The 17,638-nt window shown below is 62.7% G+C and carries 17 protein-coding genes; 5 read left to right on the top strand and 12 right to left on the bottom strand.

The features are described from left to right. Positions 1-21 precede the first annotated feature (21 nt). From tal to pgl, 5 genes are read left to right on the top strand one after another with little or no spacing between them, the layout of a single operon-like run. Entirely contained in the window at positions 22-1,140 is a 1,119-nt protein-coding gene (gene tal, locus AB4Y81_RS00320; RefSeq protein ID WP_079581465.1) for a transaldolase, read from the top strand. A gap of 6 nt (positions 1,141-1,146) precedes the next feature. Continuing rightward, positions 1,147-2,778 carry a glucose-6-phosphate isomerase gene (locus tag AB4Y81_RS00315; protein ID WP_434326734.1) on the top strand — a complete coding sequence of 544 codons (1,632 nt, stop codon included), beginning with the start codon at positions 1,147-1,149 and terminating at the stop codon, positions 2,776-2,778. A 15-nt stretch (positions 2,779-2,793) separates the two neighbouring features. Then, positions 2,794-4,350, top strand: coding sequence for a glucose-6-phosphate dehydrogenase (gene zwf, locus AB4Y81_RS00310; RefSeq protein WP_039241219.1), 1,557 nt, complete (start codon positions 2,794-2,796; stop codon positions 4,348-4,350). Then, positions 4,347-5,288: a glucose-6-phosphate dehydrogenase assembly protein OpcA gene (locus AB4Y81_RS00305; protein WP_018777561.1), complete on the top strand. Its 942-nt coding sequence runs from the start codon at positions 4,347-4,349 to the stop codon at positions 5,286-5,288. Before zwf ends, AB4Y81_RS00305 begins: the two co-directional genes overlap by 4 nt. After that, positions 5,278-6,096: a 6-phosphogluconolactonase gene (gene pgl / locus AB4Y81_RS00300; RefSeq protein ID WP_441994810.1), complete on the top strand. Its 819-nt coding sequence runs from the start codon at positions 5,278-5,280 to the stop codon at positions 6,094-6,096. Before AB4Y81_RS00305 ends, pgl begins: the two co-directional genes overlap by 11 nt. Here pgl and AB4Y81_RS00295 read toward each other — a convergent pair. From AB4Y81_RS00295 to AB4Y81_RS00240, 12 genes are all read right to left on the bottom strand, one after another. After that, the gene (locus AB4Y81_RS00295) at positions 6,049-6,444 is read right to left on the bottom strand and encodes an RNA polymerase-binding protein RbpA (RefSeq protein ID WP_079581468.1); all 396 of its coding nucleotides are present in this window, start codon (positions 6,442-6,444) and stop codon (positions 6,049-6,051) included. The genes pgl and AB4Y81_RS00295 overlap by 48 nt on opposite strands. 167 nt (positions 6,445-6,611) lie before the next feature. After that, the gene (secG, locus tag AB4Y81_RS00290; RefSeq protein ID WP_018777559.1) at positions 6,612-6,869 is read right to left on the bottom strand and encodes a preprotein translocase subunit SecG; all 258 of its coding nucleotides are present in this window, start codon (positions 6,867-6,869) and stop codon (positions 6,612-6,614) included. 36 nt (positions 6,870-6,905) lie between these two features. Continuing rightward, on the bottom strand, positions 6,906-7,721 hold the full coding sequence (tpiA, locus tag AB4Y81_RS00285; protein ID WP_018777558.1) for a triose-phosphate isomerase: 816 nt from the start codon (positions 7,719-7,721) through the stop codon (positions 6,906-6,908). 76 nt (positions 7,722-7,797) lie between these two features. After that, positions 7,798-9,024: a phosphoglycerate kinase gene (locus AB4Y81_RS00280; RefSeq protein ID WP_018777557.1), complete on the bottom strand. Its 1,227-nt coding sequence runs from the start codon at positions 9,022-9,024 to the stop codon at positions 7,798-7,800. A 9-nt stretch (positions 9,025-9,033) separates the two neighbouring features. Next, positions 9,034-10,044, bottom strand: coding sequence for a type I glyceraldehyde-3-phosphate dehydrogenase (gene gap, locus AB4Y81_RS00275; protein ID WP_018777556.1), 1,011 nt, complete (start codon positions 10,042-10,044; stop codon positions 9,034-9,036). A 271-nt stretch (positions 10,045-10,315) separates the two neighbouring features. Next, complete coding sequence (locus AB4Y81_RS00270; protein ID WP_018777555.1) at positions 10,316-10,939, bottom strand: superoxide dismutase; 624 nt, start codon at positions 10,937-10,939, stop codon at positions 10,316-10,318. Positions 10,940-11,114: 175 nt separating this feature from the next. Then, positions 11,115-12,095 carry a DNA-binding protein WhiA gene (gene whiA, locus AB4Y81_RS00265; RefSeq protein ID WP_018777554.1) on the bottom strand — a complete coding sequence of 327 codons (981 nt, stop codon included), beginning with the start codon at positions 12,093-12,095 and terminating at the stop codon, positions 11,115-11,117. Positions 12,096-12,104: 9 nt separating this feature from the next. Beyond that, complete coding sequence (locus tag AB4Y81_RS00260; RefSeq protein ID WP_018777553.1) at positions 12,105-13,124, bottom strand: gluconeogenesis factor YvcK family protein; 1,020 nt, start codon at positions 13,122-13,124, stop codon at positions 12,105-12,107. Continuing rightward, a complete protein-coding gene (gene rapZ / locus AB4Y81_RS00255) occupies positions 13,124-14,047 on the bottom strand; it encodes an RNase adapter RapZ (protein ID WP_018777552.1) in 924 nt (307 codons plus the stop codon). Before rapZ ends, AB4Y81_RS00260 begins: the two co-directional genes overlap by 1 nt. 117 nt (positions 14,048-14,164) lie before the next feature. Beyond that, positions 14,165-16,180, bottom strand: coding sequence for an excinuclease ABC subunit UvrC (gene uvrC, locus AB4Y81_RS00250; protein ID WP_441994804.1), 2,016 nt, complete (start codon positions 16,178-16,180; stop codon positions 14,165-14,167). Positions 16,181-16,237: 57 nt separating this feature from the next. Beyond that, on the bottom strand, positions 16,238-16,906 hold the full coding sequence (locus AB4Y81_RS00245) for a lysophospholipid acyltransferase family protein (RefSeq protein ID WP_018777550.1): 669 nt from the start codon (positions 16,904-16,906) through the stop codon (positions 16,238-16,240). Further along, a complete protein-coding gene (locus AB4Y81_RS00240) occupies positions 16,893-17,609 on the bottom strand; it encodes an HAD hydrolase-like protein (protein WP_018777549.1) in 717 nt (238 codons plus the stop codon). The genes AB4Y81_RS00245 and AB4Y81_RS00240 overlap by 14 nt, the downstream gene beginning before the upstream one ends. Positions 17,610-17,638 lie beyond the last annotated feature (29 nt).

Genomic DNA, 17,638 nt, shown 5'->3' with positions numbered 1-17,638 from the left:
CCTCACAACAGGAGAAACCACATGTCTACAACTCCCACGCAGCAGCTTTCCGACGCCGGCGTTTCGATCTGGCTCGACGACCTCTCCCGCACCCGCCTGGAAACGGGCACCCTGCAGAAGCTCATCGACGAAAAGAACGTTGTTGGTGTCACCACCAACCCGTCCATCTTCCACGCCGCAATCACCTCCGGCACGGACTATGACGCAACCATCGCGGCCAAGGCGGAAGCCGGGGCCAGCGTCGAAGAGACCATCTTCGAAATCACCACGACCGATGTCGCCGATGCCTGCGATCTCTTCGCCCCGATTGCCGCGGCCACCAACGGTGTCGACGGCCGCGTTTCCATCGAGGTGGACCCCCGCCTTGCCTGGGACACCGAGGGCACCATCGCCGAGGCCAAGCACCTCTACGCGAAGGTCAACAAGGACAACGTCCACATCAAGATCCCGGCTACCTTGGAAGGCCTCGAGGCCATCACGGCCACCCTGGCCGAGGGCATCAGCGTCAATGTCACTCTGATCTTCTCCTTGGAGCGCTACCGCGCCGTCATCAACGCTTTCCAGTCCGGCCTGGAGCAGGCCAAGGATAACGGCCACGACCTCTCCAAGATCCACTCCGTTGCCTCGTTCTTCGTCTCCCGCGTGGACAGCGAGATCGACAAGCGCCTGGATGCCATCGGAACCGAAGAAGCCAAAGCACTCAAGGGCAAGGCCGGCGTTGCCAATGCACGTCTGGCTTACCAGGTCTACGAAGAGCTCTTCTCCACCGAGCGCTGGGCAGTTCTGGCTGAGGCCGGCGCACTCCCCCAGCGTCCTCTGTGGGCTTCCACCGGCGTGAAGGACCCCGCTTACCCGGACACCCTCTACGTCACGGAGCTCGTTGCTGCGGGCGTGGTGAACACCATGCCCGAAAAGACCCTCGATGCCACGTTCGACCACGGCGTGGTCACCGGCGACACCATCACCGGGACGTACGACGAAGCGAACGAGACCCTCAACGCCCTCGAAGCGCTGGGCGTCTCCTACAACGACGTCGTGACCCTTCTTGAGACCGAAGGCCTCGAGAAGTTCGTGGGCTCCTGGAAGGAACTCCTCGCCGACGTCGAAGGCGCACTCGTCACCGCACGGAAGGCCTCCTAAGCGACCATGAGCACACTCAGTTACGACGCCAGCGGTGCTGCGCAGCAAGCCATCGCCAAGCACATTGACGGCCTGGTCGAAGACAGGATCGCCACCCGCATCTTTGCCAAGGACCACACACTGTGGGGTCCCGACGCGGAGTCCGAGGCGGCCATCCGTCTCGGTTGGGTGGAAGCGGCCACGGTTTCCCAGTCCCTGGTTGGCGACATCCTGGAGCTTCGTGATGCCCTTCGGGCCGAAGGCGTCTCGCGCATTGTCCTGTGTGGCATGGGTGGGTCCTCTTTGGCTCCCGAGGTCATTGCCGGCACCGCTGGCGTCGAGCTGACTGTGCTGGACAGCACCGACCCTGAACAGGTCAGTGCTGCGCTGGCGGACCGTTTGGCCGAAACTGCCATCGTTGTCTCTTCCAAATCCGGTTCCACCGTGGAGACCGACTCGCAGCGCAGGGTCTTCGAGAAGGCGTTCAACGACGCCGGCATCGACGCCAAGAGCCGCATCATTATCGTCACCGACCCCGGTTCGCCGTTGGACAAAGCATCCCGTGAGGCCGGCTACCGTGCCGTTTTCAACGCGGATCCCAACGTAGGCGGCCGCTTCTCGGCCCTGACCGCTTTCGGCCTTGTCCCTTGTGGCCTGGCTGGCGTGGATATCCAGGCGTTCCTGGATGAAGCAGAAGAAGCAGCCGAGATCCTGAACGAGGATTCGACCGACAACATCGGTCTTGCCCTCGGCATTGCCCTGGGTGGTACCTCTCCCTTGCGCAACAAGATCGTCATCGCCGAGGACGGCTCCGGCATTGTTGGCTTTGCTGACTGGGCTGAACAGCTCATCGCAGAGTCAACGGGCAAGCTGGGCACCGGTGTCCTGCCCGTGGTTGCCGGTCCGGACTCCCCCGAAGCCCTTGGCGGCGCCGAGGACGTCTTGGTGGTCCGTCTGGTAAGTGCCGATGCCGACATCGAACTTCGCGAAAACGAGGTGGCGATCGCCGGCGGGCTCGCCTCCCAGATGTTTGTGTGGGAGTTTGCCACGTCCGTGGCGGGCCGCCTGCTTGGCATCAACCCGTTCGACCAGCCCGACGTCGAGGCTGCCAAGGTGGCTGCACGCGGCTTGCTGGATGCCCGCCCGGAACCCACGCCTGCGGCGTTTACCGACGGTGCAGTGGAAGTACGCGGAGGCGAATGGCTCGGCTCTGCGGATTCGGTAGCTGATGCCGTGCAGGCCCTTCTCGGCCAGCTTGGCTCGGATGGCTACCTTAGCGTCCAGGCCTACCTTGACCGCATCACCCATGCTCCGCTTGAGGGTATCCGGGATGAACTCGCAGCTGTATCGGGCCGTCCGGTGACCTTCGGCTGGGGCCCGCGGTTCCTGCACTCGACCGGCCAGTTCCACAAGGGCGGACCGGCCATCGGTGTATTCCTGCAGATCACCGCGGCCTCGTCCACTGACCTCGAGATCCCAGAGCGTCCGTTCACCTTCGGCCAGCTCATCGCTGCCCAGGCGTCCGGTGACGCCCAGGTCCTGGAAGGCCATGGCCGCCCTGTGCTTCGCCTGCACCTCACCGAGCGCGCTGCCGGCGTAGCTCAGCTTCAGGAAGTCGTCGCTGCGTTGGCCGGCCAGGCCAGCTCACTCGAAAGCTAAGGCACATAGAAAAACATGCCAGAAACTGAAAACGGCAGGAAGAACGGCGGCCTGCGGAACCCTTTGCGGGATCCGCGGGACCGCCGCCTGAACCGCATCGCCGGGCCGTCGTCGTTGGTCTTCTTCGGAGTGACCGGCGACCTCGCCCGCAAGAAACTCATGCCGGCGGTCTACGACCTCGCCAACCGGGGCCTGTTGCCGCCGAGCTTTGCACTGGTGGGATTCGGGCGCCGGGACTGGGACAACGCCGATTTCGCGGCTGAGGTCAAGGAAAACGTCAAGGCTCACGCCCGTACCAAGTTCGACGAAGGTGTCTGGGAGCAGCTCGCTTCCGGTATCCGTTTCGTTCAGGGCGAGTTCGACGACGACGACGCTTTCGAGCGTCTGGGCGATGTCCTGGACGAATTGGACGAAACCCGCGGCACCCGTGGCAACCACGGCTTCTACCTGTCCATCCCGCCGAAGGCGTTCGAACAGGTATGTCGTCAGCTTTCCAAGCACGGCTTGGCGCAGGCCCAGCCCGGCCAGTGGCGCCGTGTGGTGATCGAGAAGCCGTTCGGCCACGACCTCGAATCAGCCCGCCAGCTCAACGACATCGTGGAGTCCGTGTTCCCGCCTGATGCCGTGTTCAGGATTGACCACTACCTGGGCAAGGAGACGGTCCAGAACATCCTGGCTCTTCGCTTCGCGAACCAGCTGTTCGAACCCCTCTGGAACGCCAACTACGTGGACCACGTCCAGATCACCATGGCCGAAGACATCGGCACCGGTGGTCGCGCAGGCTATTACGACGGTGTCGGTGCAGCCCGCGACGTCATTCAGAACCACCTGTTGCAGCTTCTGGCGTTGACTGCCATGGAAGAGCCGATCTCATTCAACGCAGATGACCTGCGTGCAGAGAAGGAAAAAGTCCTCGCAGCCGTTAAATTGCCAGAGGACCTCTCAACGCACTCCGCCCGCGGCCAGTTCACCGGCGGTTGGCAAGGCGGCGAGAAAGTCCTCGGTTACCTGGACGAGGACGGCATCCCGGCAGATTCGAAAACCGAGACGTACGCCGCGATCCGCGTGGATATCAATACCCGCCGGTGGAACGGGGTTCCGTTCTACCTGCGCGCCGGAAAGCGCCTGGGCCGCCGAGTCACCGAAATCGCAGTGGTCTTCAAGAGGGCACCCAACCTGCTCTTCCGTGACCACGGCGAGGACGACTTCGGCCAGAACGCCGTAGTTATCCGTGTCCAACCCGACGAGGGCGCCACGATCCGCTTCGGCTCCAAGGTGCCGGGCACGCAGATGGAAGTCCGCGATGTCACCATGGACTTCGGCTACGGGCACTCGTTCACAGAGTCCAGCCCCGAAGCGTACGAGCGTCTGATCCTGGACGTGCTGCTCGGCGAGCCGCCGCTCTTCCCGCGCCATCAGGAAGTGGAACTATCCTGGAAGATCCTGGATCCGTTCGAGGACTACTGGGCCGGGCTTGATGAGCAACCGCAACCCTACGCACCCGGCAGCTGGGGACCGGCATCGGCCGATGCCCTGCTGGCCCGTGACGGACGAACCTGGAGAAGGCCATGATCGTAGATCTTCCCGATACCACTACTTCCAAGATCTCCAAGAAGATCATGTCGCTGCGCGAACAGGGCGGCGTGATTGCCTTGGGCCGGGTCCTGACGCTGGTTGTCGTGACCAAGTCCGGGCAGGAAGAAGAAGCCATCGAAGCGGCCAATGAAGCCAGCCGGGAACACCCCTGCCGCATCATTGTGCTCGCCGACGCCGGGTCTGAAGGCCCCGATCGTCTGGACGCCCAGATCCGCGTCGGTGGAGACGCCGGCGCGTCGGAAGTCATCGTCCTGCGCGGCCACGGGCACATGGCCCACGAGAGCGAATCCCTGGTTTCGGCTCTCCTCCTGCCGGACGCTCCGATCGTGGCCTGGTGGCCGCACGGAGCCCCGGAGAGCGCCTGTGAAACCTCGATAGGCCGGATTGCGCACCGCCGCATCACCGACTCCGCCAACGAGCCCGATCCCCGCCTGGCATTGGAGAACATCCGTGCTACGTACAAGGCCGGCGATACCGACCTCGCGTGGACGCGCCTGACCAATTGGCGCATGCAGCTCGCTGCAGTCTTCGATCAAGTGGATGGTGACCCTGTCTCCGCCGTCGCTGTGGAGGGTGCCTCGGACTCCCCCAGCACCTTGCTCTTGGCGGCATGGCTGAGCTTGGCCCTGCAGGCGCCTGTCACGATTGTGGCGGACCCCGCGGGCACCGGCATTCGCCGCGTTCGTCTCACCCGCGCCAGTGGTGACGTGCAGCTTTTCCGTCCGGGCCTGTCCGTCGCGGAGCTGACGCAGCCGGGACAGCCGGCGCAGCGTATCACGCTTCCCCGGCGAAGCCTCAAGGATTGCCTCGCTGAGGAACTCCGGCGGCTGGATCCGGACGAAGTCTTCGGAGAAGTGATTACGATGGGACTGCCACTTACCAGCCAGAGGAGAGTCCAAACCAGTGCACGCTGAGCCAAGAGTAAGCATCCACCCGGATTCAAAGGTGTTGATGGCCGCCATCGCGGCGCGACTCATCACCAAACTAGTGGATGTCCAGGACAAGCACGGCGAGGCCACAGTGGTGCTCACCGGTGGCACGGTGGGCATCGGTACCCTGAAGGCCGTTGCCGACTCCGCCGCGGCTCCGGCCGTGGACTGGTCGAGGGTCAACTTCTGGTGGGGGGATGAACGGTTCGTTGCCGCTGACAGCGACGACAGGAACACCCGCCAGGCCCATCAGGCGCTCTTGTCCCACCTCCAGGTGGACCCGGCCAGGGTGCATGAGCCCGGCTCAACAGATCAATTCGCTACGGCGGATGAAGCTGCAACGGCCTACGAAGCCGAGCTCAAGGCAGCTGCGGAGGCGGAGCACGCCGCGGACATGTCGGACGACAGGGCTGAACAGCCTGGAAACCTGCCGCGTTTCGATGTCCTGCTGCTCGGTGTAGGACCGGATGCGCACATTGCCTCGCTCTTCCCCGAGCAGGCGGGCATCCGCGAGAAGAGCCGCGCCGTGGTTGGCGTCGAAAACTCGCCCAAGCCCCCGCCGTCGCGTATTTCTTTGACGTTGCCAGCGATCAATACCGCTCAGGAAATCTGGATGGTGGTGGCGGGTGAGGACAAGGCCGGCGCCGTGGGCTTGGCTTTGGCCGGTGCCAATCCGGTCCAGGTTCCCGCAGCGGGGCCGGCAGGACGCACCAGGACTCTCTGGCTCATTGACGAGAACGCAGCCTCACGTGTCCCCCAGCAGTTGGTCCGAAAGGATCCCGCGGGCGCGTAGTCTTTCCAACGCTCCGGCCAGGACAATTTCAGCGTCCTGGCTGGAGCGTCTTTCTTTAACGTAGTCCAGATGGGATTTGAAGAGTTCGTCTTCCGGTCGTGGATTGGCTGGACTCTCAGGATCACGTGACGCGGGCATTCCGCACTTGGGGCAGTCCCAGGTCTTCGGGATCTGCTCGTCTGGAAGCTTAAGAAAAACAAGCCGCGTTTCGTGTCCCTTGGCACACCAGTAGGGAACCCGAATACGCGGCAGTTGCTCGCCTTGTCCGTGGTCGCTGTGATTTCTGGGTTCAGACCCCTGGGCCACACCCACGCGGGTGCCCCGATAACCTGGCGTGCCATGAACCATTTCGAACCCCTAGCGACTCGGTGGTCGGCCGTCACGGCCCTGGAAGCTTTACAGCCAACAGGGCCAGTCTAATGCGAGGGGCCCGACGGCGGCACTGGTAGTTGCGTGCCGATCCGGACACAAAAATGGGGAGGCTCCCGTCAAGGAACCTCCCCACCCGGTGGCTGCTAGGAGTCGCCGCCCGAGGTGAAGCGCATAATGAGCCCCAACCCGATGATGACAACGCCCCAAGTGACGCCAAGAATGATGGTGAAGCGGTTCAGGTTGCGCTCGGCAACACCGGAGGAGCTCAACCCCGAACTCATTCCGCCACCGAACATGTCGGACAAACCGCCGCCACGTCCCTTGTGCAGGAGGATAAGCAGCGTCAGCAGAAGGCTGGTGATAGCCAGCAGAATCTGCAAAATGACTTGAAGAACGTCCACGACGGCCTTTCGAAGAAGCGGAAAACGGGAGCCGGACTAGTCCGTGACGAGGTGGCTCTCGAACCTGACAATGTTAGCAAATTCTGCGGGGTCCAGGCTGGCGCCACCCACAAGCAGTCCATCAACGTCGCTTCCAGCCATAATGGCGGCGGCGTTGTTGGCCTTGACGGAGCCTCCGTAGAGCAAGCGGGTCTTGGCCGCGACAGCGTCATTAAAAAGCACTGCGAGTTCTGCGCGGATGGCTGCGCACATTTCCTGCGCGTCCTCCGGGCCCGCTACCTCACCGGTACCGATGGCCCAGACAGGCTCATAAGCCACGACGAGATCCGCGGCTTGTTCGTCAGTCAGTCCATCAACCCCCGCACGCAGCTGCGCGAGAGTGTGCTCAACGTGGGTGCCTGCCTGGCGGATTTCGAGGCCTTCGCCCACGCAGAGGACGGGAGTGACCTCATGGCGGAAGGCTGCCTTGACCTTGGCGTTGAGGACCTCGTCCGATTCGTTGTGGATGGTCCGTCGCTCGCTGTGACCCACCAAAACATAGGAACATCCCAGCTTGTTAAGGAACTGGCCGGAAATGTCGCCCGTGTAGGCTCCCGAGTCGAACTGCGAAAGATCCTGGCCGCCATAGACGATGTCGAGCTCGTCGCCCTGGACGAGGGTTTGGACTCCGCGCAGATCAGTGAAGGGGGGGAACACGGCGACCTCAACGCGGTTGTAGTCGTGCTTGGCGTCGGAGAGGGTCCACGCGAGCTTCTGCAGCAAGGTGATGCCTTGCACGTGGTCCATGTTCATCTTCCAGTTACCGGCGATGAAGGGCTTACGGACGAAGTTGCCGTTGGCGGAGGTAGTCACATGTACTCCAAAAGAATGCGTTGGGATGTGGAACGGCCGGCAGGACGCAGTGGCGTCCTGCCGGCCGGTTTGTTGCTTAGCGGTCCAGGACGCTCAGGCCGGGAAGTTCCTTGCCTTCAAGGTATTCAAGGCTGGCGCCGCCACCTGTGGAGATGTGGCCGAACTGCGAATCCTCGAACCCGAGGGTACGGACTGCGGCAGCAGAATCGCCGCCACCCACCACAGTGAAGGCCACGGTGTCCGTCAGCGCCTGGGCGATGGCCCGGGTGCCATTGGCGAACGCTTCGAATTCGAAAACGCCCATGGGGCCGTTCCAGAAGACGGTCTTGGCGCCCTCAATCTGGGCAGCGAAAGCCGACGCTGATTCAGGTCCGATATCCAGGCCGATGCCGGAAGCGCCAAAGGTGCTCTCCTCGATGGCATCTGCTTTGACGACCTCATGCTCAGCATCCGCTGCGAAACGGCTGGCCACAACAACGTCAGTTGGAATGACGAAGGAGGTGCCTGCATCGGCAGCACGCTTGAGGTAATCCTGGACAACCGGAATCTGGTCTTCTTCAAGGAGGCTGCCGGCAACCTTATGCCCTGCTGCTGCAAGGAAGGTGAACAGCATGCCGCCACCCACAAGGATGGTGTCGGCCTTGCCCAGCAGGTTGTCGATGACGGCCAGTTTGTCGGAGACCTTGGACCCGCCAAGAACCACGACATACGGGCGCTGGGTGTCAGTGGTCAGTTTCCGCAGAACTTCCACCTCGGTATGGACAAGATCACCGAGATACGACGGAAGCCGTGTGGCGACGTCGTAGACACTGGCGTGCTTGCGGTGGACTGCACCGAATGCGTCGTCCACGTACGCTCCATTGCTGCCCGTCAGGGCAACCAGCTCATCAGCGAAGGCGCCGCGTTCGGCGTCGTCTTTGCTGGTTTCGCGGGCGTCAAAGCGGACGTTCTCCAGGACAAGCACGTCGCCGTCCTGCAGCGCAGCGGCATGCTCCTTGGCGGAGTCACCGACTGTATCCGCAGCAAGCTGGACCTTGAAGTCAGCGAGTTCGGCAAGGCGCTCCACTGCGGGCTTCAATGAGAACTTGGCTTCAGGCGCGCCCTTGGGGCGTCCGAGGTGGGCTGTCACGAGCACACGGGCACCGGCGTCCGAGAGCTTCTTGAGGACCGGGAGGGAGGCCTTGATGCGGCCGTCGTCGGTCACTGTAGAGCCGTCGAGCGGCACATTCAGGTCACTTCTGACCAGAATGTACCGCCCGCGGACACCTTCAGCGATGAGTTCGTTGAGGGTGTGAGATGTCATGTGTCTACCCTAGCCCAGCTTGGATGCAACGAGCTCCGTGAGGTCTACGAGGCGGTTGGAGTATCCCCACTCGTTGTCATACCAGGAAACAACCTTGACCTGGTTGCCGATGACCTTGGTCAGGCCGGAGTCGAAGATGGACGACGCCGGGTCCCCGACGATGTCCGACGAAACGATCGGCGCATCCGTGTAGGACAGGATGCCGGCCCACTGCTCGGACTCGGCTGCTGCCTTGACGGCTGCGTTGACTTCCTCAACCGTGACTTCGCGGGAAACGGTGACCGTGAGGTCCGTGGCCGAGCCGGTGGGGACCGGTACGCGGATGGCGTAGCCGTCGAGCTTGCCCTTGAGCTCCGGCAGGACCAGGCCAATTGCCTTGGCTGCACCTGTTGAGGTGGGAACCATGTTGATGGCTGCGGCGCGTGCGCGGCGAAGATCGCCGTGCGGGCCGTCCTGCAGGTTCTGGTCAGCCGTGTAGGCGTGGACCGTAGTCATGAGGCCACGCTCGATGCCGAACGCGTCGTTTACGACCTTGGCCAGCGGGCCGAGGCAGTTGGTGGTGCAGGAGGCGTTGGAGATGATGTTGTGCGCCGCGGGGTCGTAAAGCTCGTCGTTGACGCCCATGACAATGGTGATGTCTTCGTCGCTGGCAGGTGCGGAGATGAGGACCTTCTTGGCCCCGGCATCAATGTGCTTCTGCGCTGCTGCGGCCTTGGTGAAGAAGCCGGTGGATTCGATCACGATGTCGACGCCGAGATCGCCCCAAGGGAGGTTCGCGGGGTCGCGCTCGGCAAGCACCTTGATGGACTTGCCGTCGACTACCAGGTTTCCATCGACAACTTCCACGGTCTGGGCGAGGCGTCCACCGACGGAGTCATACTTCAGGAGGTGGGCGAGGGTTTCAGGGCTGGTGAGGTCGTTGACTGCGACGATCTCAAGGTCTGCGCCCTGGGCCAGTGCTGCGCGGAAGTAGTTACGGCCGATGCGGCCGAAGCCGTTGATACCAATACGGGTGGTCACTATGTGTCAATCTCCTTGGTGCTCTTGCAAGCACGCCTAGTGAGTCGGATCAAATATTTCCAACTAACAGACCCCGCACGTCGTTGGGCAGAGGTGATTATCAGATCGGAGGGCGACCAGCCACGTTGCTGAAGGCTAACCGCCTTCCGTGATCCATCTTACGTTTAATTGAGCCTGCCCCCGCAACTGCGGAGGCAGGCTTTTCAGCATTTCGCTTCAATTCACGCCAAAAGTGACTTTTGTTACATCGGCGTGAACCGGAGCTCACCAGCTACAGGACGATGAGGCCCGTGGCGTTGGTGCGTGCTGCTTCGAAGCGCTTGGCGACATCGGCCCAGTTGACGATGTTCCAGAAGGCCTTGACGTAGTCAGCCTTGACGTTGACGTAGTCCAGGTAGAACGCGTGCTCCCACATGTCGAGCATCAGCAGCGGGGTGGTGCCAACAGCTACGTTGCCCTGCTGGTCGTAGAGCTGCTCGATGAGGAGGTTCCCACCGATGGGCTCGTAGGCCAGGAAGGCCCAGCCGGAGCCCTGCAGGCCCAGAGCGGCTGCTGTGAACTGGGCGCGGAAAGCGTCGAAGGAGCCGAAGGCGTCATCGATGGCTGCGGCCAGCTCGCCCTCGGGCTTGTCGCCGCCGTCCGGGGAGATGTTGTTCCAGAACACGGAGTGGTTGATGTGGCCGCCGGTGTGGAACGCGAGGTCCTTGGAGAGACGGTTGATGTTGGCGAAGTCACCCTTGTCGCGGGCCTCGGCCAGCTGGGCAAGGGCGTTGTTGGCGCCTGCAACGTAGGCAGCGTGGTGCTTGCTGTGGTGCAGCTCCATGATCTTTGCCGAAATGTGCGGCTCAAGTGCTGCGTAGTCGTAGCCGAGCTCGGGCAGAACGTACTCTGTCACGAAATCCTCCAATGTAATGGACTAACGTCCGGTTTGGTAACTCTCGTTATGTTCATCCGACCGGCGGACCAGCCGGAAATCCTTGGGGAAGATAACTGCTCTTGCCTCCACCGGGGTCAACCAGCAGTTGCCTCGCAGTATTTCCTCCACACTTTCCCGATTCTATGGGTGCTTACTACTCGTCCATCATTTCGGGAGTCACATTTGCCTCAGTCCCGGGAATTCCGAGGTCCAAAGCACGCTTATCGGCCATGGCGAGAAGACGGCGGATGCGCCCGGCAATGGCGTCCTTGGTCATGGGCGGGTCTGCAAGCCGGCCCAGTTCATCCAGGCTGGCCTGCTTGTGGGCCACGCGCAGCTCCCCCGCGTACTTGAGGTGGTCCGGGACGTCGTCGCCCAGAATCTCAAGGGCCCGGTCCACCCTGGCACCGGCCGCCACTGCAGCCTGGGCCGAGCGGCGCAGGTTGGCGTCATCAAAGTTCGCCAGCCTGTTGGCGGTAGCCCTGACTTCCTTCCGCATCCGGCGTTCCTCCCAGACCATGAGCGCGTCATGGGCACCCATCCTGGTCAGCAGGGCAGCGATGGTGTCTCCGTCGCGGATGACCACCCTGTCCACGCCGCGGACCTCGCGTGCCTTGGCCTGGATGCCCAGACGGCGGGCAGCGCCCACCAGCGCAAGCGCGGATTCAGGACCCGGGCATGTCACCTCCAGGGACGAGGACCGCCCTGGCTCGGTGAGGGAACCATGGGCAAGGAATGCTCCGCGCCACACGGCTTCAGCGTCCGCGGCAGAACCGTTGACCACTACCGACGGCAGCCCGCGCACCGGCCGTCCACGGCCATCCAGGAGGCCTGTCTGACGTGCCAAAGCCTCTCCGTCGCGTACGACGCGGACCACATAGCGGCTCCCGCGGCGCAGGCCTCCCCCGGATACCACGATGATCTCGCTCTGATGTCCGTAGACCTCGGCGATCGCGGCGCGCAGGCGCCGGGCGGTCGAGGCGAGGTCGACTTCTGCCTCGATGACGATCCGGCCGGAGATGATGTGCAAGCCACCAGCGAAGCGCAACATTGCAGAGACCTCTGCCTTGCGGACCGAAGATTTCTTGATGTCCAGCCGGGACAGTTCGTCCTTGACCGACGCAGTAAGTGCCATCGCGTATTCCTAACTGTTCCCGAAAATATCGTGGTAAGCCGCTGCCAGCAGCAATGGGTCATGGACTGGGCGGCGCCTCGACGCCCCTACTCTACCCAACACCACTTCGGCTCCGATCATCCCGGCGGCCTTTTCAAAGGCCTTGAGGTCCTGGATGGCAGCCGGGTCGGCAAGCACGACGTCCACACTGAACTCCGGGGCGTAGCGCCGAAGGACGTCCAGGTGGTCTGCGGCGGTCATGCCGGAGGTCTCTTTGGTCTCCACGTCCAGATTCATGGTCAAGCAACGCTTGGCGGCGGTGTCACCGAGCGCTTGGCGCAGCTCGGGAAGCAGCAAGTGGGGCAGCACGGAGGTGTACCAGGAGCCAGGTCCAAGGATCACCCAGTCTGCGAGCTCTATTGCCGTAAGGGCTTCCGTGCATGCCGGGGCATCCTCGGGAAACAGCTTGACCTCTTCCAGTTTGCCCGCGACAGCGCACTTCGCTTGCCCGCGCACAGTCTGCAGTTGGTGGCTCCCGTCGGGAAGTTCCGTGCGTGCCTTGCCCTCGATGGTCAACGGAATGCTGGACATAGGAAGCACCTGGCCGCGGGCGCCCAGAAGGGCACCGGCCCATTTGAGGCCGGCAACCGTATCCCCCAGAAGCTCCCACAGCGTGACGATGAGGAGGTTGCCCATGGCGTGGTTGTCCAACGAGCCGCCCTTGGCCTTGCCTCCGGCGTCGAAACGATGCTGCATGACATCACGCCAGGTGCGGCCCCAGTCGGTGTCGTCACAGAGGGCGCTCAGCGCCATCCGCAGATCCCCCGGCGGGAGGACGCCGTACTCCTCACGCAGACGCCCGGACGATCCGCCGTCGTCTGCCACCGTGACAATGGCAGTCAGCTCCGAGGTAAGCAGCCGGAGGGCCGAAAGTGACGCTGCCAGGCCGTGCCCACCGCCGAGAGCCACCACGGACGGGCTCTTCTTCTGCTGGCTGCCGGGGACTCCCTTGGGCGGTATGAGGGGCAGCGGGCCCGTCAGGACACCCACTACTCACGTCCCAGGTCGCGGTGGGTGGTGGTTACGGTCACGCGGGGAAACTGGGCCAGGCGCTTGGAAAGCTCGACGGCGACAGCCACCGAACGATGCTTTCCTCCTGTGCAGCCAACGGCAAGGGTTGCATAGTGCTTGTTCTCCTGGCGGTAGCCGTCCAGAACAGGCTCCAGGGCCCGGACGTAACGATCCACGAATTCCTGCACGCCCTCTGCGCCGAGCACGTAGTCACTTACGTCCTCGTCCAGGCCGGTGTGGGGACGGAGTTGCGGCACCCAGTGGGGATTGGGGATAAAGCGGGCGTCGGCCACGAAGTTTGCGTCGACAGGCAGTCCGTATTTGAAGCCGAAGCTCATGACATTGAGCCGCAGAGTCACAGGTCCCGTGTCGCTGAAGAGCTCGGTGATGGCGGTAGCCAGGCCGTGGACGTTGAACTCCGAGGTGTCCAGCACTACATCGGCGTGTTCGCGCAGTTCGCGCAGGACCTCCCGCTCGATGCCGATCCCGTCGAGGATCCGGCCTCCGCCTTGCAGCGGGTGCGGACGCCGGCCCTGCTCGAAGCGGCGGACGAGGACATCATCATTGGCATCGAGGAACAGCACGCGGAAAGTAATCCCGCTGGCGCTCAACGCACCCAGGGCCGTTTGGATGTCCGTGAAGAGATCCTTGCTTCGGACATCCACCACGACTGCCAGTTTGGGAATGGACTTGGGAGCATGCGAGACAATCTCAGCCAAGGTGCCCAGCATCTGGGGAGGCAGGTTGTCCACCACATACCAGCCGTGGTCCTCAAGGGCATCGGACGCAGTGCTGCGCCCCGCTCCCGACATGCCGGTGACGACCAGGAGCTCCGCCTCCGGTGGCTTGACTGGCGTCAGGCCGTCCTGCTCCGTGCCGGACCCAGCCATTGCCTCATCCATCAGTTGTCCCCGTTTCCTCGGAAGTGTCATAGCTGCCTGTGCCACCCGCCGGACACGGCGGAGCACCCCTTGACCGCAGCGCCGGAAATTGCCGCAGCGGCCAAGTTCTTACCCTAGCTAAGATTCGATGATTTCGCCGGTTGTCATGTTCACTGCGGGAGCGGTCTCCCCATCCGCGGCAGTGGAACCCAAGTGCTGGACCACTGCGGCGGCCAGGGCTGGACCGATGCCCTTGGCGGACGTCAGTTCCTCGACCGAGGCTGCCTTGATTTTCTTAAGCGACCCAAAGTGCGACACGAGGGCCTTCCGCTTGGCCTCACCGAGGCCAGGCACTCCGTCCAGTACCGACACAGTCATTGCCTTGCCGCGTTTTTGCCGGTGGAAGGTGATGGCGAACCTGTGCGCTTCATCGCGGATACGCTGAAGGAGGTACAGCCCTTGGGAAGTCCGCGGCAGGATGACCGGGAAGTCGCTGTCGGGAAGCCAGACCTCTTCCAGTCTCTTGGCGAGTCCCACGACGTAGACGTCGTCGATGCCAAGTTCGGCGAGGGCTCGCGCGGCTGCGTTCACCTGCGGCTGACCGCCGTCGACCACCACGAGGTTGGGCGGGTAGGCAAACTTGGCCTTGGGCGCCGGGATCGTGGCATCCGACGTCGTTGGGTCGGTCATGCCGCTGGACACGGACCGGGTGGGGTTGACGATCTCGCCCGAAACGACCGGTACCTGGGCGGCCTTGTCCGTCAGGTAGTGCTTGAACCGCCGCGTGAGGACGTCGTGCATCGCCGCGGTGTCATCGGCAGCGGCCGCGCCCGTGATGGAGAACTTGCGGTAGTCGGCCTTCTTGGGAAGCCCGTCTTCGACCACCACCATGGAAGCCACTACGTTGGTGCCCTGGACATGGGAAATATCGAAACACTCGATGCGCAGCAAGGGAACCGGAATGTCCAGGGCTTCCTGGAGTTCCTGGAGCGCGAGGGACCGGACGGTGATGTCTCCCGCGCGCCGCGTCTTGTGGAGTTTGAGGGCTTGTTCGGCATTCTCACGGACCGTGGACATCAATGCGGCCTTGTCCCCGCGCTGCGGAACCCGGATGTCCACTTTGGCGCCACGGAGTCCGCCAAGCCATTCAGTCAGTTCGGCATGGTTGCTGGGGTTCTCCGGAACCAGGACTTCCCGGGGGATCCTGCCTTGAACCTCGCTGTCTTCGCCGTAAACCTGCTGGAGAAGATGTTCAATCAGTTCCGGGGTGGTGGCATCTTCCACCTTCTCCACCACCCAGCCGCGCTGGCCGCGGACCCGGCCTCCACGGACGTGGAACACCTGGACCGATGCTTCCAGTTCGTCATCGTGCAGTGCGAAGACGTCGGCATCAGTATCCTCTGCAAGGACCACGGCGTTGCGCTCGAAGACCTTGCGCAAAGCAATGATGTCATCACGGAGCCCGGCAGCACGCTCGTAATCGAGTTCCGCCACGGCTGCTGCCATGTCTTTTTCCAAACGGCTGATGAAGCGCTTGGCCTCGCCGCCCATGAAGGAACAAAAATCCTCGGCCAGCCCCCGATGCTCGTCAGGAGTCACACGGCCCACGCAGGGCGCGGAGCATTTGTCGATATACCCCAGCAGGCAGGGCCGCCCGCTGGCTTCGGCCCGCTTGAAGACTCCAGGGCTGCAGCTTCGGACCGGGAAAACCCTGAGGAGCGTATCCATGGTTTCCCTGATGGCCCCCGCCGTATAGGGACCGAAATAGCGGGTGCCCTTCCTGCGTTCGCCACGCATGACCTGTACCCGGGGGAATTTCTCCCCCATGGTCACGGCCAGGTAGGGATAGGTCTTGTCGTCGCGGAAAACAACATTGAACCGAGGCTTGAATTCCTTGATCCAGGTGTACTCAAGTTGCAGGGATTCCAGCTCGCTGCCCACCACGGTCCATTCAACACTGCTGGCTGCATGGACCATCGCATGGGTCTTGGGGAGCAGCCCCGCAGGGTTGGCAAAGTAAGAATTCAGCCTTGAACGGAGGTTCTTCGCTTTGCCCACGTAGATGACCCGGCCATGGGGGTCACGGAAGCGGTAGACACCCGGGGTAGTGGGGATTTCACCGGTCCGGGGTCGGTAAGTTGATGGATCTGCCACACGTCCAGTCTAGTGAACCGGACTGGCTGCTAAACGCCAGTGCAGCGCGCCGGAAGCCTAGTCTACCGACTTGCTCTGGTTGTAGCTGCCAGAACGTTCCTGCCCGCTGAGCAGTGCAATCGCGTCCATGATCTTGTCAGTGACCTCCCGGCGGGCCGGGAGGGAATGGTCAGGGCCCGTCTTCTCGAAATAGAGCGGTTCGCCGACCTTCATGGTGAAGTGCTGCGGTCGGACGGCGTTCTTGTCCGCAGGTTGCAGCTTTTCCGTGCCGATGAGGCCAACGGGTATCACCGGGGCGCCCGTGGTCAAGGCCAGCCAGCCTACTCCTGTTCGGCCGCGGTAAAGGATCCCGTCCCGGGAGCGGGTGCCCTCGGGGTAGATGCCGATGCCCTTCCCGGCTTCGAGGATGTCCAGGAGGGTCTTGAGTGCCTGCACACTGGCCGCCTGCTCCCCGCGCTCCACGGGAATTGAACCCACGGCTTCAAAGAACGACTTCATCACGGCGCCCTTGACACCTTTGGTGGTGAAGTACTCGGCCTTGGCAAAGAACGCAACGGGCCGCGGCATCAAGGCCTGGACGATCACGCTGTCCAGAAAGGAAAGGTGGTTTGGTGCCACGATGAAAGGTCCGCTTTTGGGGACATTTTCAAGTCCGATGACTGTTGGCCGGCATGTGGACGAGATCAGTCCGCGGGTTGTCCACCGGATCGCATCAAAGACTGCCATCGTTTTGTACCTCGCTAAGGGCCGCCGCACGGACAGCATCAAGTTCTTCAATTCGCGTACGCAGTTCAAGGGCCGTGCTGACAACAGCCACGGCGCCCGCTTCTTCAAGTTCGCCGTCAGGTGCGAAACCCCAGCTGACGCCGATGCAGTCCAATCCGTTGGCCATCGCCCCGGCGACGTCCTGATGCCTGTCCCCCACCATGACCGCTGGTTGGGAATGCAGATCGGCAAGGGCTGCCCCGACGATCGCGACCTTCCCCGGTGCCGTGTTTGCCTTCGCGGACTCGTCATCAGCAGCACCACGGATTGAAACAAAGAAGTCCGCGATCCGGTGGTGGTCGAGGACGAGCCGCGCAATGGACTGTGGCTTTTGCGTGGCTACCGCTACGGGGCGGCCGCTTTCGGCAAAGAACTCCAGGAGGTCGAAGACTCCCGGATAAAGCCGGCTTTGACCAATACCGGTTTCCTTGTAGTGACGCCGATAACGGTGAATGGTCTCATCCACCAATTCGCCGGGAACGCCAGCCAAATGCAGAAGGGAATCACTGAGCTTGGGACCCACCATGGAATTCAGTACGGCCTGTTCCGGAACAGGAAGGCCCATTTCCTGGAGGGCGAGCGAAATGCCTCCGGTGATACCGCCGGCAGGATCGACAAGGGTGCCGTCCAGATCGAATATTACGGGCACCTTTGTTTGAGTCACCGGGTTAGTTTCTCACGAGTGGCGGCATG

This window comes from Paenarthrobacter sp. TAF1 (assembly GCF_052113825.1).
Taxonomy (GTDB): Bacteria; Actinomycetota; Actinomycetes; order Actinomycetales; family Micrococcaceae; genus Arthrobacter; species Arthrobacter nicotinovorans.
This window is presented reverse-complemented; position numbering and strand designations above follow the sequence as displayed.

What these genes read in the sequence shown, in the direction of transcription:
- tal (WP_079581465.1), top strand. Translation starts at nt 22, where the DNA reads ATGTCTACAACTCCCACGCAGCAGCTTTCCGACGCCGGCGTTTCGATC.
- AB4Y81_RS00315 (WP_434326734.1), top strand. Translation starts at nt 1,147, where the DNA reads ATGAGCACACTCAGTTACGACGCCAGCGGTGCTGCGCAGCAAGCCATC.
- zwf (WP_039241219.1), top strand. Translation starts at nt 2,794, where the DNA reads ATGCCAGAAACTGAAAACGGCAGGAAGAACGGCGGCCTGCGGAACCCT.
- AB4Y81_RS00305 (WP_018777561.1), top strand. Translation starts at nt 4,347, where the DNA reads ATGATCGTAGATCTTCCCGATACCACTACTTCCAAGATCTCCAAGAAG.
- AB4Y81_RS00295 (WP_079581468.1), bottom strand. Translation starts at nt 6,444, where the DNA reads ATGGTTCATGGCACGCCAGGTTATCGGGGCACCCGCGTGGGTGTGGCC.
- AB4Y81_RS00280 (WP_018777557.1), bottom strand. Translation starts at nt 9,024, where the DNA reads ATGACATCTCACACCCTCAACGAACTCATCGCTGAAGGTGTCCGCGGG.
- whiA (WP_018777554.1), bottom strand. Translation starts at nt 12,095, where the DNA reads ATGGCACTTACTGCGTCGGTCAAGGACGAACTGTCCCGGCTGGACATC.
- rapZ (WP_018777552.1), bottom strand. Translation starts at nt 14,047, where the DNA reads ATGGATGAGGCAATGGCTGGGTCCGGCACGGAGCAGGACGGCCTGACG.
- AB4Y81_RS00245 (WP_018777550.1), bottom strand. Translation starts at nt 16,906, where the DNA reads ATGGCAGTCTTTGATGCGATCCGGTGGACAACCCGCGGACTGATCTCG.